The organism is Blastococcus sp. SYSU D01042 (assembly GCF_054050515.1).
Genome location: NZ_JBJGZM010000003.1, coordinates 117,055 through 132,085, shown reverse-complemented (window position 1 = coordinate 132,085; position 15,031 = coordinate 117,055). Strand labels below are relative to the sequence as shown.

15 protein-coding genes and 4 tRNA genes are annotated in these 15,031 nt (G+C 76.2%); 8 read left to right on the top strand and 11 right to left on the bottom strand.

Features of this window, described 5'->3' with window-relative positions:
- Positions 1-143: 143 nt before the first annotated feature.
- Complete coding sequence (locus ACI79H_RS07245) at positions 144-344, bottom strand: hypothetical protein (RefSeq protein WP_456553703.1); 201 nt, start codon at positions 342-344, stop codon at positions 144-146.
- 176 nt (positions 345-520) lie between these two features.
- Here ACI79H_RS07245 and ACI79H_RS07240 point away from each other — a divergent pair, with 176 nt between their 5' ends.
- Complete coding sequence (locus tag ACI79H_RS07240; protein WP_456553702.1) at positions 521-952, top strand: hypothetical protein; 432 nt, start codon at positions 521-523, stop codon at positions 950-952.
- A 23-nt stretch (positions 953-975) separates the two neighbouring features.
- Here the strand turns inward: ACI79H_RS07240 and ACI79H_RS07235 are convergent.
- From ACI79H_RS07235 to ACI79H_RS07225, 3 genes are all read right to left on the bottom strand, one after another.
- Positions 976-1,048 (bottom strand) — tRNA-Lys (locus ACI79H_RS07235).
- A gap of 79 nt (positions 1,049-1,127) precedes the next feature.
- Complete coding sequence (locus tag ACI79H_RS07230) at positions 1,128-1,883, bottom strand: maleylpyruvate isomerase family mycothiol-dependent enzyme (RefSeq protein WP_456553701.1); 756 nt, start codon at positions 1,881-1,883, stop codon at positions 1,128-1,130.
- Between the two features lie 458 nt (positions 1,884-2,341).
- Entirely contained in the window at positions 2,342-3,223 is an 882-nt protein-coding gene (locus tag ACI79H_RS07225; RefSeq protein WP_456553700.1) for a Rieske 2Fe-2S domain-containing protein, read from the bottom strand.
- Positions 3,224-3,405: 182 nt separating this feature from the next.
- Here ACI79H_RS07225 and ACI79H_RS07220 point away from each other — a divergent pair, with 182 nt between their 5' ends.
- The 6 genes from ACI79H_RS07220 to ACI79H_RS07195 all read left to right on the top strand — a co-directional run bounded on the left by ACI79H_RS07220 (position 3,406) and on the right by ACI79H_RS07195 (position 6,287).
- Positions 3,406-3,927 (top strand): GtrA family protein, encoded by a 522-nt coding sequence (locus ACI79H_RS07220; RefSeq protein WP_456553699.1) that lies wholly within the window; start codon positions 3,406-3,408, stop codon positions 3,925-3,927.
- A 54-nt stretch (positions 3,928-3,981) separates the two neighbouring features.
- Complete coding sequence (locus tag ACI79H_RS07215; protein WP_456553698.1) at positions 3,982-5,541, top strand: metallophosphoesterase family protein; 1,560 nt, start codon at positions 3,982-3,984, stop codon at positions 5,539-5,541.
- Between the two features lie 23 nt (positions 5,542-5,564).
- Positions 5,565-5,900 (top strand): hypothetical protein, encoded by a 336-nt coding sequence (locus ACI79H_RS07210; protein ID WP_456553697.1) that lies wholly within the window; start codon positions 5,565-5,567, stop codon positions 5,898-5,900.
- A 125-nt stretch (positions 5,901-6,025) separates the two neighbouring features.
- Positions 6,026-6,098 (top strand) — tRNA-Glu (locus ACI79H_RS07205).
- 16 nt (positions 6,099-6,114) lie between these two features.
- Positions 6,115-6,191: transfer RNA gene (locus ACI79H_RS07200), tRNA-Asp, on the top strand.
- A 22-nt stretch (positions 6,192-6,213) separates the two neighbouring features.
- A tRNA-Phe gene (locus ACI79H_RS07195) sits at positions 6,214-6,287 on the top strand.
- Between the two features lie 49 nt (positions 6,288-6,336).
- Here the strand turns inward: ACI79H_RS07195 and ACI79H_RS07190 are convergent.
- Together ACI79H_RS07190 and ACI79H_RS07185 are read right to left on the bottom strand one after the other, a co-directional pair.
- Positions 6,337-7,368 (bottom strand): glycosyltransferase, encoded by a 1,032-nt coding sequence (locus ACI79H_RS07190; protein WP_456553696.1) that lies wholly within the window; start codon positions 7,366-7,368, stop codon positions 6,337-6,339.
- 164 nt (positions 7,369-7,532) lie between these two features.
- Positions 7,533-8,243 (bottom strand): phosphodiesterase, encoded by a 711-nt coding sequence (locus ACI79H_RS07185; protein ID WP_456553695.1) that lies wholly within the window; start codon positions 8,241-8,243, stop codon positions 7,533-7,535.
- Between the two features lie 251 nt (positions 8,244-8,494).
- Here ACI79H_RS07185 and ACI79H_RS07180 point away from each other — a divergent pair, with 251 nt between their 5' ends.
- Positions 8,495-8,713, top strand: coding sequence for a hypothetical protein (locus ACI79H_RS07180; protein ID WP_456553694.1), 219 nt, complete (start codon positions 8,495-8,497; stop codon positions 8,711-8,713).
- Between the two features lie 67 nt (positions 8,714-8,780).
- Here ACI79H_RS07180 and ACI79H_RS07175 read toward each other — a convergent pair whose 3' ends face one another.
- The 5 genes from ACI79H_RS07175 to ACI79H_RS07155 form a co-directional block, all read right to left on the bottom strand.
- On the bottom strand, positions 8,781-9,734 hold the full coding sequence (locus ACI79H_RS07175; RefSeq protein ID WP_456553693.1) for a phosphotriesterase family protein: 954 nt from the start codon (positions 9,732-9,734) through the stop codon (positions 8,781-8,783).
- A gap of 109 nt (positions 9,735-9,843) precedes the next feature.
- Entirely contained in the window at positions 9,844-11,370 is a 1,527-nt protein-coding gene (mftG, locus tag ACI79H_RS07170; RefSeq protein WP_456553692.1) for a mycofactocin dehydrogenase MftG, read from the bottom strand.
- On the bottom strand, positions 11,363-12,682 hold the full coding sequence (locus ACI79H_RS07165; protein WP_456553691.1) for a class I adenylate-forming enzyme family protein: 1,320 nt from the start codon (positions 12,680-12,682) through the stop codon (positions 11,363-11,365). Before ACI79H_RS07165 ends, mftG begins: the two co-directional genes overlap by 8 nt.
- Complete coding sequence (locus ACI79H_RS07160) at positions 12,679-13,548, bottom strand: MBL fold metallo-hydrolase (RefSeq protein WP_456553690.1); 870 nt, start codon at positions 13,546-13,548, stop codon at positions 12,679-12,681. The genes ACI79H_RS07165 and ACI79H_RS07160 overlap by 4 nt, the downstream gene beginning before the upstream one ends.
- A gap of 43 nt (positions 13,549-13,591) precedes the next feature.
- Positions 13,592-14,899 carry a M23 family metallopeptidase gene (locus tag ACI79H_RS07155; RefSeq protein ID WP_456553689.1) on the bottom strand — a complete coding sequence of 436 codons (1,308 nt, stop codon included), beginning with the start codon at positions 14,897-14,899 and terminating at the stop codon, positions 13,592-13,594.
- Positions 14,900-15,031 lie beyond the last annotated feature (132 nt).

The window sequence follows — 15,031 nt, the reverse complement described above, 5'->3', positions numbered from 1 at the left end:
CTCGCCGACTAGCTATCGAAAGTCAATCGGTTCGGATCGAGAAGCGATGCGTGTCGCTGATGCGGGTCGGCTCGGCGGCCAACGGTGTGCGCCGAGGAGCAGTTCTGCGGCCCGGAACTGCGCGTCAGCGCACACCGTCGGCGTCAGCGGGAGTTCTGCCTCCGCGCCACCACGACCAACCCGATCAGCACCAGCACGAGCGGCGCCCAGCCCGGCAACCCGAACGGCCCGAGGATCAGCTCGGCGACGTAGAGCAGCAGCTGGAAGGCGATGAAGATGCCGACGAACAGCACGACGAGGAAGAGGATCGGGTTCTCCGCCTGCAAGCGGCGCATGAAGTCCATCGGTTCTCCTCGGTCGTGCTGACGCGCGGGGCTCCCCCACTGTCCCAGCATCGGCCGCGCACCGGCGCCGCTTGAGCCGGGGACCGACGAGCCCATCGGCTGCAGGGTCAGGTCCGCCCCCTCACCCGTTCGTGCCTGCCGGGTGCGGCGCTGCCCGGTCTGGTGTGCTTCTGCGCATGTCGTCGTGGGTGCAGCTTCTACTACTGGTCGCCGTCGGCGGCGTCGTCGGTGCCGTCGTCGCCGTCGTGGTGACCCGCCGGGCTGTAGGCGGAGGCGCGGCCGAAGCGGCGCTGCGCGTCGTCGACGGCGTGCAGGAGCCCCTGTCGGCCAGGTGGCGGCACGGTGTCGTGCTGCCCTCGCGGGGACACCTGCGGATGCGGCCCGGTGGTCCCGGAGGTGTGCGCATCCCGCGTGGGCGCCCCTTCGAGGTGCCCGTCCTCTCCGTGCACGGCGGCCCGAGACGTCGCCCGTCCCGCCGAGAGTTCTGGTCGATCAACCCCCGGCTGGACGTCGTCCGCATCACCACCCCGACGGCCACCGTCGAGCTGGCGGCCAGGTCGTCCGACTTGGACCGGGTGCTCGCCGTCCTCGACCCGCCTGGTCGATGACCTCCCCGGGCCGCGCTCACCGGTGGGCCCCGTGGGGATCGAACCCACAACCCGCGGATTAAAAGTCCGCTGCTCTGCCAGTTGAGCTAGAGGCCCGGCGGGTGCAGCGGCATCCCGGCTGCGGCCCGCTGCGAGGGTATCGCCCAGCCGCCGCGGCGCTCGCGCTCCGGCGAGCTCAGAACGGGACCTCCTGGGCGAGCAGACCGGTGCCGCTCCCCCGCCCGGAGAGCACCCGGCAGAACTCGACGGCGTCGAGCTCGAGTCGCTCGCCGTCGGTGCCCGAGGACCACTCGCCACCCGCCGGACCGGTCAGCCGCAGCCGGTAGGGCCGGCCGTGCCGCTCGGCCCACTCCCGCACGACGTCGGCGACGAGGATCCCGTCGTGCGCGGCGGTCAGCTCCGGCCGGCGCCCGGTCGCGAGCGCGATGTCCGTGCGGTGCATCCAGGTGTCCCGCGTGAGGACGACGTCGACGAGGAAGCCGAACCGCCACAGCTCCCTGCTCTCGCCCACGACCTGCTTCTCCGGCAGCGGCAGGCGGCCGATGGTGCGGGACAACCGGCGGCGGCCCCGGGCGGCGCGCGGCGCCACCTCGGTGAACCGGGTGACGATCTCCGCCGGCGTCAGGTGCTCCCGCTCCCGGACCTGCAGCCCGGTGAGCGCGTCGATGCCGCCACCGGCCCGCGCGGCGAGCGCGTTCTGCCGCACCAGCGCGCGCACCGTCGCCACCATCTCGGCCATCCCCAGGACGTGTGCGGCCATCTGCCGGACGTCCCACGCGGTGCAGTCGGTGGGCCGCGCCCAGTCGGCGGGGTCCAGCCGGCGCAGCTGGGCGGCGAAACGGCCGTACTCCGCACCGGCCAGCCGGACGGCCTCGTCCCTGGTGAGCCGCGCGGTCCGGGGGCCGGTGCGGGCGGTGGTGGTCGCGGTCATGGCGGACCTCCGGGGTCAGCAGCGGGTACCGGACCCCGTGATCGCCGGCCGCCGTCCCCGGCGCGACCAGCATGCTCCCGCCTCCCGAGCGGGATCAACGCCCTTCGGAGCGGCACCTCCAGGACCTGACCGCCGCGACGTCGGCCGTCACAGGACGTCGAGCACCAGCAGCAGGACCAGCGTCAGGAGCGCGGAGAGGGCCAGGGAGCCGAGGCAGCCGAGCCGGCTGGAGAAGAGGAAGAACACCTGCGCCCCCTGCCCGACCGGCGACGACGCGAACCGCGGAGGCGTGATGTGTGCTGTCCGTCACCGAGGGTGCGGGCTTTCCACCCGTTCAGGGGATGCCACCCGTCGTCGCCGGTTACGTAGGGTCATCACTGCCCGCCCGGCTCTGCCCGGGCGCCCTGTGCCCCGGCCCGGCCGACCCGTTCCCCCCGGGCCGGCCGGGCCGGCTCTTCTCAGCGGTGCCGGCTCGGCACCCGCGCCATCACGCGCCCGGCCTCCATGCGCACCTCGAGCTTCTCCTGCGGGTTGGCCGCCGGCCCGCGACGCGGCTCCCCGTTGTCCAGGTCGAACGCCGAGCCGTGCCACGGGCACACCAGGCACTGCGAGCCGCGCACCTCCTCGACCGTGCCCTCCTGCAGCGGCCCGGACAGGTGCGAGCACGCGCCGACGAAGACGTCGACCCGCGTGCCGCGCCGCACGGCGGCGAGCGGGACGTCCCCCGAGCCGCCGGACCCCGTGCGCAGCGTCGGCCGGCCCTCGGGGAAGTCGTCCAGCGGGCCGAGGTCCAGCCAGTCCGTGGACAGCGCCCGGATCGCCGTCGCCGCGTGCGAGGCGCCGGAGGACTGCGCGTAGGACATGTGCCCGCCGATCGCCGCCGAGCCGCCGGCGACCGCCAGCCCGCTGTACGACAGCACCCTGCCCAGCACGCCCCGGTCCTTGCGCCGCGCGGCCAGCGAGCCGACGTACAGCCCGAGGGCCACGGTGTTGGCGACGGCGTGCAGCGCACCCAGCCGGCGCACGCCGGTCCCCTGCTCCGACCAGTCGGCCGCCCCGGACGCCGCGGCCGGCACCGCCGCGGCCACCCCGAGCCCGATCAGCGTGGTGGCCGCCGGGCGCATCCGCGGGATGGCGTCCAGCAGGCCGGCCGACACCCAGCTGCCCACCGGTACCTGCACGAGGATCGGGTGCAGCGGGTGCCCGATCCAGGTGCCGTGCAGGAAGTCCTTGACCGCCGGCGGCTTCAGCGCGCCGAGCACCGCCCGGCGGGCCGGCTCGATCGCCTTGTCGAACGTCGCGACGTCCGCGACCCGGTCGAGGATCCCCATGAGGCTCATGGGCGCCCCCTACCCGCGGCGCGCGGCGACGACTCCCGGGTAACGGGGCGGTCTCGTCCGGCTGCTCCGCGAGGAAAACCGCTGGTTCCGTCACCCGTTACGGGCATGCTGACCTGTGACAACGGGCGGCGCGAGGAGGAAAGTGGGTCGCGCCGCCCCTCCCGCCGTCCGGAAGGCCCTTCGTGACCCGCCCGTCCCTGCTGCGCCGCCGTCCGCCGGACCGCGACGTCGCCGCGGAGCCGGTCGCGGAGATCGCACCCCCGGCGCCCTGGATGACGCGGCTGGTCGACCGGCTCCGCGAGGACGACACCCTGGCGCAGTTCGCCCGCTTCGTCCTGGTCGGCGGCTCGACCACCCTGCTCTACGCGCTGCTGTTCATCCCCCTCCAGGGGCTGGGCTACCTGGCCGCGCACCTGATCGGCACCGTCTTCTCCACGTTGCTGGCCAACGAGATGCACCGGCGGCTCACCTTCCACGCCGAGGACCGGGTGGGCTGGTTCACCGCCCAGTGGGAGGCCAGCACCGTCGCCGCCATCGGCCTGGTGGCCACCAGCGTCACGCTCGGCTGGATCAACACCACCGCTGCGGACGCGCCGGTCTGGCTGCAGATCACCGCCGTGGTCACCGTGACGGCGATCATCGGCCTGCTCCGCTTCATCGCCCTGCGCTGGATCTTCCGGCGCCCGGCGAGCTCCGGGATCTGAGCCGCTCGCCGCTTCCGCCGTCGCGCCTGCGCCTTCCTCGCTAGCGTGGGGAGGATGACCGCCGGTGGCGCAGCGACCGAGCTCCGGGACGACCCGCCCCGGGGCGCGGTGTCGCCGTGGCGCCACCGCGGGCGCCGGGCCGGGACGTGGGCGGCCCGGGTCGCGCTGGCGCTGACCGGCGCCGTGGTCGCCGTGCTGCTCTTCGCGCGCATCTCGGCGCCGATCGGGCCGTTCGACGCGACCCTGGCCATCCGCCCGGGCTCCGGTGGCGCCGAGGTCGCGGTCCCCCCGCTGGGCTCGCTCGCCGTCGACGTGTTCGACGGCCCGCTGCGGCTGGACGTCCAGCTGCAGCGGGTGGACCAGGTCCGAGCTCAGGCCCTGGCCAGCGATCCCGTGCGGCTGGCCGGCGTCGTCGACCGGGTGACCGAGGACCTGCAGGACGCCGTCGTCCGGCTCGTCCTGATCACCGTTCTGGTGGCCGTGCTCGGCGCGGCGCTGGTCTCCTGGCTGGTGCTCCGGCGGCGCCGCGAACCACTGCTGGCCGCCGGCCTCACCGGAGCGCTGCTGCTCGGCATCGGCGGCATCGGAGCCGCGACCTGGCGGCCCGAGGCCCTGTCCACGCCCACCTACACCGGCCTGCTCGTCAACGCGAACAGCCTCATCGGCAGCGCCCAGGACATCGTGGCCCGCTTCGACGCCTACCGCGCCTCCCTCGAGGACCTCGTGGCGAACGTCGGCTCGCTCTACAGCACCCTGTCCGCGCTCCCCCCGCCCGGCGCGGCCGACCGGACCGTCGCCCTCCTGCACGTCTCCGACCTGCACCTCAACCCGGCCGGCTTCGACCTGGTCCAGCAGGTGGTCGGGCAGTTCCAGGTCGACGGCGTGCTCGACACCGGCGACATCACCGACTGGGGCAGCCCGCCCGAGAACGCGCTCATCGACTCCGTCGGCCGGCTCGGCGTGCCCTACGTGTTCATCCGGGGCAACCACGACTCCGCGGTGACCGCCGAGCGGGTCGCCGCCCAGCCCAACGCCACGGTGCTCGACGACTCCGCCACCGAGATCGCGGGCATCTCGATCGTCGGGGCGCGGGACCCGCGCTTCACCCCGGACAAGAGCACCGGTGACGACGACGCCGGCCCCGAGGTGCTCGTCCGCTCCGGCGAACGGCTCGCCGAGCTGGTCGAGTCGCTCGACACGCCGCCGGACGTCGCCCTCGTCCACGACCCGAAGCAGGCTCCGCCCCTCGACGGCCTCGCGCCGGTGGTGCTCGCCGGCCACACCCACGACCGCGACGTCTCCGAGCTCGACGACGGCACCCTGCTCATGGTGCAGGGGTCCACCGGCGGAGCCGGGCTGCGCGCGCTCGAGGGCGAGTTCCCCGAACCCCTGACCTGCACGGTGCTCTACTTCGACGCCGACACCGGCCGGCTGCAGGCCTACGACGAGATCACCCTCGGCGGGCTGGGGGAGTCCGAGGTGACCATCCAGCGCACCGTCGTCGCGGCGCCGGGCGACGACGGCACGGACGAGGACGGCGAAGGCGAGGAGGACGCGGGCGACGAGGAGGGCGACCGCTCCTCCGACGGCAGCCCGGCATCCCCGACCGGGTGACCGACCGGCCCTACCCTCGGCCCATGTCCGCGACCACGACCTCCCGCGCCCGTCTGGCCACCGGCCTGCTCGCCGGCGGGCTGGGCCTCGCCGCCCTGTCCGGGTGCACGTTCGGCTCCGAGAACGTCTCCTGCTCGCCCAGCTCGTGCACCGTGACCCTCGAGGGCACCGACGCCCAGGTCGAGATCCTGGGCACGACGCTCAGCTTCTCTGGCACCCAGGACGGCAGGGCGGCGCTCAGCGTGGGCGGCGCCAGCGTCTCCTGCGCCGAGGGCGAGAGCGTCTCCGCCGGTCAGCTGGACCTGGAGTGCTCCTCGGTGACCGCGGACCGCGTCGAGCTCACCGCGTCGCTGGGCTGACCCGGCCCGGCCCATGCATGCCGGCCTCCCGGCCGGGGCACGGCCCCGTCGGGGACGCAGGGCCGGACCCTGTGCGGGAGCCGCTCCGGCGGCATGTATTGTTCCCTCTGCCCCCGGCACAACGAGCCCTCATCGTCTAGTGGTCCAGGACGCCGCCCTTTCAAGGCGGTAGCACGGGTTCGAACCCCGTTGGGGGCACAGCACGACACAGTTTGGCCCTGTAGCGCAGTTGGTTAGCGCGCCGCCCTGTCACGGCGGAGGTCGCGGGTTCGAGTCCCGTCAGGGTCGCCACCCGGTGCGCGAGCACCGGGAGGGGCAGGTAGCTCAGTCGGTACGAGCGCTCGCCTGAAAAGCGAGAGGTCGGCGGTTCGACCCCGCCCCTGCCCACACTCTCTTCCCCCACCCCGCCGCCGGATCCCGGCAGCCGGGGCCGCCTTCAGACCCAGGTGCGGTCGGCGGCGACCTGCGCGTAGACCTCGGCGTGCACCCGGCGCACCGCCTCGCGCTGCTCCTCCCGCCACGCCCGGTCGGCCGGCCGCGGCATCGGCCGGGTGAGCGCGGCGGAGACCGCCGCGGTCAGCGAGACCGGGTCCAGGCCGTCGACCTCGTCGTTGGCGTAGGTGACCACCTCCGACCACTGGTCGGCGAAGAACCCGCAGCTCGGCGCCACCACGCGGGTGCCCACGTCCCGGCACACCTCCAGGTCCCGCGAGTGCGTCCCGCAGCTCTCCGGCAGCACCGCGACGTGCAGCTGCTGCAGCTGCGCGGTCAGCTCGTGGGGCCGGAACTCCACCAGCTCCAGCTCGCCGTCCACCGCCATCGCCTGCACGCCGGGGTCGACGCCGGAGCCGGCCGGGGCCAGCACCCGCAGCCGGCCGCCGCCGGAGACCGCGCCGGACGCCGCCGCCCGGGCCACCGCCGCGGGCTCGGGCACGGCTGCGCTCGCGACGCCCAGGCGGACGCCGACGAGGCCGCGCTCGGCGCCCAGCTCGGGGTCCGGGACGGCGAGCGAGGGGTGGGCGACCACGATGGCGGTGCGGCCGTAGCGGTCGGCGATCTCGTCGGCAGCCGACGGCGTCAGGGTCAGCACGACCTCCGCCGTCCCGAGGACCGCCGCCAGGTGGGCGTCGTGCCGGGCGCGGGTGCCCTGCGCGGCGTCGCGCAGCTGGTGCACCGTGACCACCAGCGGGACGCCCAGGCGCCGCACCGTCTCCGCCCAGCGCTCGAGCTCGGGCACGTCCAGGTGCCCGTAGCCGGTGTGCAGGTGCAGCACGTCGACCTCACCGGCGTGCTCGGCCAGGTAGGCCTCGTCGAGCCAGCTGCTGGGCTCCCCCGGCGCGCCCACCCGGACGGCGGTGCCGGGCAGCACCGCGTCGACGTAGCGGTCGCCGAACGGCACGCTGGCCAGCCGCAGGCGGCCCGGCGCCCCGGGTGCCGGCGCACCCGGGGGATGCTCTGGCGCGATCACTGTGCTGTTCTGCTCCTCGTGCGGTCGACCGCTGCGTCGGTGCGGCGCTCGACGTCAGGCGCCCTGGCCAGCGGGTTCCGGGCGGGGCGGCTTCTCCCCCTACCCTGCCACTCCGCCGCCAACCCGTGACCGACTCCATCGGGTGAGCACCCCGATCCGGGGGGTCAGCGGAGCGTGCCGGTCCTGGCCGCTGACCCGCCCCGGGCCTCCTGGGCCGCGGCGTACGCGGGCGCCCGGAACCGCGCCATCGGACCGTCGGCCACCAGCCCCGACGGCGGGTGCCGCACCGCGTCGAACCGCAGGTCCGGGTCCGCGGAGGGCACCGGCTCGCCGAAGACCAGCCGGCCGAAGGGCTGCCACGGGCCGAGGCCGCGGGCGGCGGCGAGGACGAAGCGCAGCGGCCGGTGGCGCACCTCCGCCGCCTGCGGCCCGGGGTCCGACGGGACGTCGCGGGTGGTCGGCAGGGCGGCGATCCGGACCGCCCCGGCGTCCGAGCGGTAGGCCATGATCGAGCTGTACGGGGCGGCGGCGTCGCGCCGGAGCACCGGCATCAGGCGCGTCAGCCGCCCCCGGCCGGTGGTCGACAGCAGCAGGTCGACCGGCGCGCCCCCACCGGCGTCCAGCCGCACCGCGAGCCCCAGCAGGTCCGGGAGCGAGGCCGGGAGCCCGGCACCCCGGGACAGCCGGACGACGACGTCCTCGCGCGCGGTGGTGTCCAGGAACGGCACGCCCCACGGCCGGTCGCCGCCGTGCCGCTCCAGGACCCCCCGGCACACGGTGCCGGCCGGGTGCATCGGCTTGCCGCCGCGCCACCGGGCCAGGGCGGCCAGCGGCACCGCCACCAGCCGGCCGGCGCCTCGCGGTAGGTCTGCCACCTCGGTCCTCCCCTCGCCGCGCGCCCCCTACCCGGGCCGACCCGGCCCCACGCAGGCGTGCGCAGGGGCCATGTTCCCAACCGGGGGCCGGGCGGCTACCGTGGCGGGCCGGTGTTGTGCACTCCTCACGCGCCGGTGGCGCCTGCACCGCGACTGGGCAGCGAACAGTGCTCACAGAACCGGTCATCTTCGGCGGAATCTGACCGCCGGGTCCGCTGACACGGACCGGTCCACCCCACTACTTTCGTCGCATGCTCTCGACGCTCCTGGTCCTCGGCGGTGTGCTCGTCGGGCTGCTCGTGCTGCTGGCTCTCATCGTCAGCCTCAGCGCCCGCCCGGCGACGGTCGCGCGCCAGTCGGGCGCCGGCCGCGGCGAGTCGTGGGTCGCGCAGGCCGGGAAGCCGCACCCCGACGCGTGGGCGCCGCTGTCGAGCAGCACGTCGACCAGCGAGCTGCCCGCCGTCCGCTGAGCGCGGCGGCGCCCCGGACTCCGGCGTCCCGGCGGTTGCGGCCTGCGCGCCGCCGGGACGATCGGTCCTAGGAGAAGTAGCGCCGGGGGTTGGTCACCAGCATCGTCTCGATCTGGTCGTCGGAGACCCCGTGCTCCCGCAGGTAGGGCAGCACCTCCTGGTGGATGTGCGTGTAGCGCCACTGGGTCAGGAGCTCCATGACCCCCGGGTCGATCCAGTCGATGTAGCAGGAGGCGTCCTGCGACAGGACCATCCGCTCCGCGTAGCCGCGCCGGCACATCTCGACCACGACGTCGGCCCGCGCCTCGAAGGTCGTGTCCAGGTTGATCCCGAACCGGTCCATGCCCAGCACGAAGCCGGCATCGGCCAGCTCGCTGAGGTGGTCGGCATCGGTGGTGTCCCCGCTGTGCCCGAGCACGACCCGGCCCGGGTCGACGCCCTCCTCGCCGAGGACGCGCTGCACGTCGAGGCCGGTCCGGTTGCCGGGGTGGGTGTGCACGGTGATCGGGACGCCGGTGCGCTGGTGCGCCTTGGCCACGGCGCGCATCACCCGCTCGACCCCCGGGGTCAGCCCCTGGGCGTCGATGGCGCACTTGAGGAACGCCGCCCGCACGCCGGTGCCGGAGATCCCCTCCTCCACGTCGCGGACGAAGAGGTCGACCATCGGGTCGGGCACCTCGGTGCCGAGCGCCGCGTTCAGCGCCGGCCCGCGGTGGTGGAAGAAGAAGGGCACCTCGTCGTAGGTGTAGCAGCCGGTGGCCACCACGATGTTGAGGTCGACCTGCTCGGCGATGCGCTGGATCCGCGGGATGTAGCGGCCCAGGCCGATGACCGTCGGGTCCACGATGGTCCGCACGCCGACGGCGGCGAGCTCCTGGAGCTTGCTGACGGCCTCGGCGACCCGCTGCTCCTCGCTGCCCCACTCCTCGGGGTAGTTCTGCTGGACGTCGGGGGTGAGCACGAAGACGTGCTCGTGCATCAGCGTCGGGCCGAGCTCGGCGACGTCGACGGGGCCTCGCACGGTCTGCACCTGCGGCACGGTTCCTCCTGGCGGTCGGGGCGGCGGGTGACCGCCCTCACACGGGAGCGATGATGCCGGGCCGCACCCCGCAGCGGTGCACCGGTACCGCTCAGGCCCCGTTCACCAGCTCGGCGGCCCGCTCGCCCAGCAGCACCGCGGCCGCCGCGGTCCCCCGGCTGGGCACCCACGGCAGCACCGAGGTGTCGACGACGCGCAGGCCCGCGACGCCCCGCACGCGCAGGTGCTGGTCGACCACCGCGCCGGGATCGCCGTCCGGGCCCATGGGAGCGGTGCCGGAGAGGTGCACGGCGGTGCCGGTGCGGGCCGCGATCCAGCCGTCCAGCGCCGCGTCGTCGTCCAGGACCGCCCCGGGCAGGGCAGCCGACGGCCCGGCCGTCCCGGCGAACGCGTCCGCCGCGAGCAGCGCCGCCGCCAGCCGCACCCCGGCGCGCAGCCCACGCCGGTCGGCCTCCTCGCGCAGGTAGCGGTACTCCAGCAGCGGCGGGCCGGCCGGATCGCGCGGGTCCAGCCCCAGCCGGCCGCGGGCCACCGGGTGCTGCAGCCCGATCCCGACGAGCGGCTCGGCGTCCCCGGGGAAGGGCCGCAGCCAGGGCAGCACCTCGACCTCGTGGCCCTCGGCGTCCACGCGCGCGTGCAGGACCCCGTGCAGGGGCAGGACGGACGCCGGCAGCCCCTCGGCCGGCCGGTAGGGCAGGTAGACCAGCGGGTGGTCGCTGGACGCCGTCCCGACGCCGGGGAGGTCCGCGACGACGTCGATGCCGGCAGCCGCGAGGTCACCGGCGGGGCCGAGGCCCGACAGCAGCAGCAGGTGCGCCGAGCCGACCGCGCCGGCGCTCAGCACGACCTCGCCGGCCCGGACCGGCCCCTCGTCGGTGAGCACGCCCACCGCGCGGCCGCCCTCGACCAGGACACGGCGCACGGCGACGCCGCCGCGCACGGTGAGGGTGGGCAGCCCCCGCCGCGGTCCGAGGTAGGCCATCGCCGCGTTGACCCGCACGCCGCCGTCGACGTTGAACGGGATGGGCCCGTGGCCGGGCGCGGCGTCGCCGTTCTTGTCCGGCTCTGCCGGGAGGCCGAGCTCCGCGCTCGCGGCGGCGAAGGCGTCGGCCAGCGGGGAGGGGGTGGGCAGCCGGCGCACCGGCACCGGCCCGTCCCGCCCGTGACCCGGCGCGTCGCCGAAGTCGGCGTCGGACTCCATCCGGCGGAGGGCCGGGAGCACCGCGTCGTGGGCCCAGAGCGGGTTGCCGGCCGCGGCCCAGCCGTCGAGGTCGGCACGCGCCGGGCGCACGAAGACCGCGGCGTTCAGGGCGCTGGAGCCCCCGGCGATCCGGCCGCGGGGCACGCGCACGGCGCGGCCGGGCACGACCTCGGCCGCGAGGTCCCAGTTGGCCGGGTGACCCGGCGCGCTGGCCGCCAAGCTCGTCGCGTCCCGCACCTCGGCCGGCCAGTCCCCGGGCGCCGGCACCGGCCCCGCCTCGAGCAGCAGCACCCGCCGCCCGGCGTCGGCCAGCCGCGCGGCGAGCGCGCAGCCCGCCGTCCCGGCGCCCACCACGACGACGTCCCACGCCCCCGACCCGCCGAAGTGGCCACTTCGGCGGATGCCGGGGTCAGGCACCGTCCAGGCCCAGGACGGCGGGCAGGTCCAGCCGGCGCACCTTGCCGGTCGAGGTCCGCGGCAGCTCGTCGAGCCGGTGCAGCGCCTTGGGCCGCTTGGCCGCACCCAGCCGCTCCCGCGCCCAGCCGGTCAGGTCGGCGACGTCGGCGTCCCCGACGTAGGCGCCGACGACGCGCTGCCCCCAGTCGGGGTCCGGCACGCCGAAGACGGCGCTCTCCACCACGCCCGGGTGCGCGTCGAGCACCGCCTCCACCTCGGCCGGGTAGACGTTCACGCCGCCGGAGATGACGAGGTCCTCGCGGCGGCCGTCCAGCCAGACCACGCCGTCGTCGTCCACCCGGCCGAGGTCGCCGACGGTCACCCGGTCGCCCCGCCAGGCCGCGGCGGTCTTCTCCGGCGCGCGCCAGTACTCGAACCGCGCCCACGGTGGCACGGCGCACCACAGCTGGCCCCGCTCGTCGGCCTCCAGCCGCCGCCCCGGCCGTGCCCGCCCGACGCTGCCGGGGTGCGCGAGCCAGTCGTCGGGCGAGCAGACGGTGAACTGCGCCTCGGTGGAGCCGTAGAACTCCCACACGCTGCCGTCGGGCAGCGCCGCGAGCACCGCCCGCTTCAGCGGCTCGGGGCAGGGCGCGCCGGCGTGCACGAGGCGGCGGAACGAGGACCAGTCGACGTCGTCGCGCGCCAGCAGCCGCTGCAGGTGGGTCGGCACGCAGAACGTGGTGGTCGGGCGCAACCCGGTGATCGTCCGGGCGGCTCGCTCGACGTCGAAGGCGCCCGGGAGCAGCACCTCTCCCCCGGCCAGCAGGGTGTGCACCGCGAAGCGCAGGGGGGCGCTGTGGTGCAGCGGCGAGAGCACCAGGTGCCGGTCGTGCGGGCCGAAGCCCCACAGCTCGATCTCCTCGGCCGCCAGCGCCCGGGCGTCGTCGTCGGGGAGGACGCCGGACCACACGCCCTTGCGCCGCCCCGTCGTCCCCGACGTGTAGTGCATGGGCCGGGCCAGCGGCACGTCGGCGAGCTCGGCCTCGTCCCGGCCGGCCAGCAGCCGGGCGGGGTCGTCGGCGACGTCGAGCGCCGGATCGGCGTCCTCGGCGAGTGCGGCGCGCTCCGCGGCCGGCATCGCGGGGTCCAGGACGACGGGGACGATCCCGGTGCGCAGCGCGCCGAGGACGACGGCCAGCAGCGCGGGCGAGGCGGCGGCCGAGACCAGCAGCCGGTCCCCGCGGCGCACCCCGGCCGCGGCGAGCGCGGCGGCGGCCCGCCGCTGGTCGCGCTCGCTGTCGGCGCTGCGGACGACGGGGACCGGGGTGCTCACGCCGGGCGCACCGTGCCGTCGGCCGCCTGCTCGACCCGCCCCTCGGCGGCCAGCTTGTCCAGCGTCGCGCGGGTCGACTGGGCGGCGGCGGACCAGACCGCCCGGGGCACCTCGGCGTAGATGGTGGCCACCAGCTCGTCGACCGTCGTGGCGCCGTCCTGCAGCGCGGCGAGCACCTGCCCCTCGCGGAAGGCCCGGTGGGCGAGGTAGTAGTCGAGCACCGCGCCGGGGTCCTCGGTCAGCTCGGGTCCGTGCCCGCAGTACAGGGCGCTCGGGCCCAGGTCGCGCACCCGGCGCAGCGACTCCAGGTAGGCGACGACGTCGCCCTCGGGATGGGTGACCACCGACGTGCCGCGCCCCAGGACGTGGTCGCCGACCAGGACGGCACCGGACTCCAGCCGGAAGGCCAGGTGGTCCGAGCAGTGCCCCGGCGTCGGCACGACGTCGACCGTGGTGCCGGCCAGGCGCAGCCGGTCGCCCCCGGTGAGCACCCGCCCGTCGGGTCCGGCCACCTCGCCGCTGCCGGCCATCACCTGGGCGCCGAAGCGCGCCGACCAGGGCAGCGCCGCCTCGGCGTGGTCCCCGTGGTGGTGGGTGACCAGCACGGCGGCCAGGCGGGCGCCGCGCGCGGCCAGCGCTGTCTCGACCGCCTCGAGGTGCGCGGCGTCGTCGGGGCCGGGGTCGACCAGCACCGCCGCGCCGCTGCCGGGGGCGCCCACCAGGTAGCTGTTGGTGCCGTCGAGGGTCATCCCGGAGGGGTTGGGCGCCAGGACCCGCGTGACCAGCGGCTCGAGGTCCGCCGTCCGCGGCATGGCGCCGAAGGCCGGGAGCTGCCAGGTGCTGCGCGGGTCGACCGGAGCGTTCACGCCCGGCACGCTAGCGCCGCGCCGCCCCGCGCGTGCAGCCGCGTCAGCACCCGCCCAGCTCGATGCCGCGGGCCCGCAGCCACGGCGCCGGGTCGGAGTGGCCCGCGTACATGTTGCCGCGCGGGTGCACCTCGAAGTGCAGGTGCGGCCCGGTGGACTCCCCGCGGTTGCCGACCTCCGCGATCTCCTCGCCGGCCCGCACCCGCTCCCCCGCGCGGACGTAGTACTCGTTGACGTGGCCGTACACGGTGACGTAGCCGTCGTCGCCGAGGATCCAGACCGCGTAGCCGAAACCGCTGGCCGTGCCCGCCCGCTGCACGACACCGGAGTGCGCGGCGTAGACCGGCGTCCCGATGGGCGCGGCGATGTCCACGCCGCCGTGCAGCGCTCCCCAGCGCCAGCCGAAGCAGCTGGAGACCCGGCCCGACGTCGGCTTCACGTAGGGCCCGCCGGACGAGCCGCCCGACGATCCGGCCGACGTCCCGCCGGAGCTGCCCGAGCCGCCCGAGCCGCCCGACGATCCGGCCGACGTCCCGCCGGAGCTGCCCGAGCCGCCCGAGCCGCCCGAGCTGGCCCGCGCCGCCGCCGCGGCCGCGGCCGCCTCCGCCGCCGCCCGCTCGGCCGCCGCCCGCTGCGCGGCCTCTTCGGCCGCCTTCTGCTGCTGCCACTGCTGGTGGGCGTTCCGGGCGCCCTGCAGCTCCAGCAGCTGGATGTTGGCGGCCTCGAGCTGCTGCTCGTAGACGTCCTTCTGGGCCTCGATCTCCGCGTACGCGCCGCGCTGGACCGCCACCTGGGCGTCGGCCTGCGCCTTCGCGGCCTGCGCGGACTCCTCGGCCGCGGCCATCTCGTCCCGTGCGCCGCGCGCGGCGGCCTCCGCCTGGGCCTGCGCGATCCGGGCGGTCTCCATCTGCCCGAGCACGTCGACCTTGTCCGCCGCGACGTAGTCCAGCATGGCGGCGCGCTGGATGAGCTCCCCGGGCCCGGTGGCGTCGAGCAGCACCGCCGTGGTGGTCATCGACCCGCCCTGCATGTAGCTGTCCCGGGAGAAGTGCGCGATCCGCACCTGCGCCGCGGCGACGGCCTCCGCGGCGACCGCCAGCTGCGCGGCGGCCTCGTCGGCCTTCTCCTGCGCGACCTGCAGCGCCTCGTTGGCGACCTCGTACGCGGTGCCCGCCGCCTCCGCCTGCACGCCCAGGCGCTCCAGCTCGGCCTCGGCGCTGGCGACCAGGCCGGCGATCCGCCCCACCTCGGCCGCCGCGGCGTCCTGCTGCGACTTGGCGGCACCGATCTCGCTGTCGGTCGGGTTCGGCGGCGGCGGGGGGACGGCGAGGGCCGGGCCCGCGGTGGCCACCAGGACCGTTCCGGCGACGGCCGCGACCAGCGCGGACCGGAGCGACCGGCGCGGTCGAGCCCGGCGGGCACCGGGGCGCGCGGTCGCCGATCCGGTCGGACGGCGGTGGGGCATGGCTGACTCCCGGGGAAG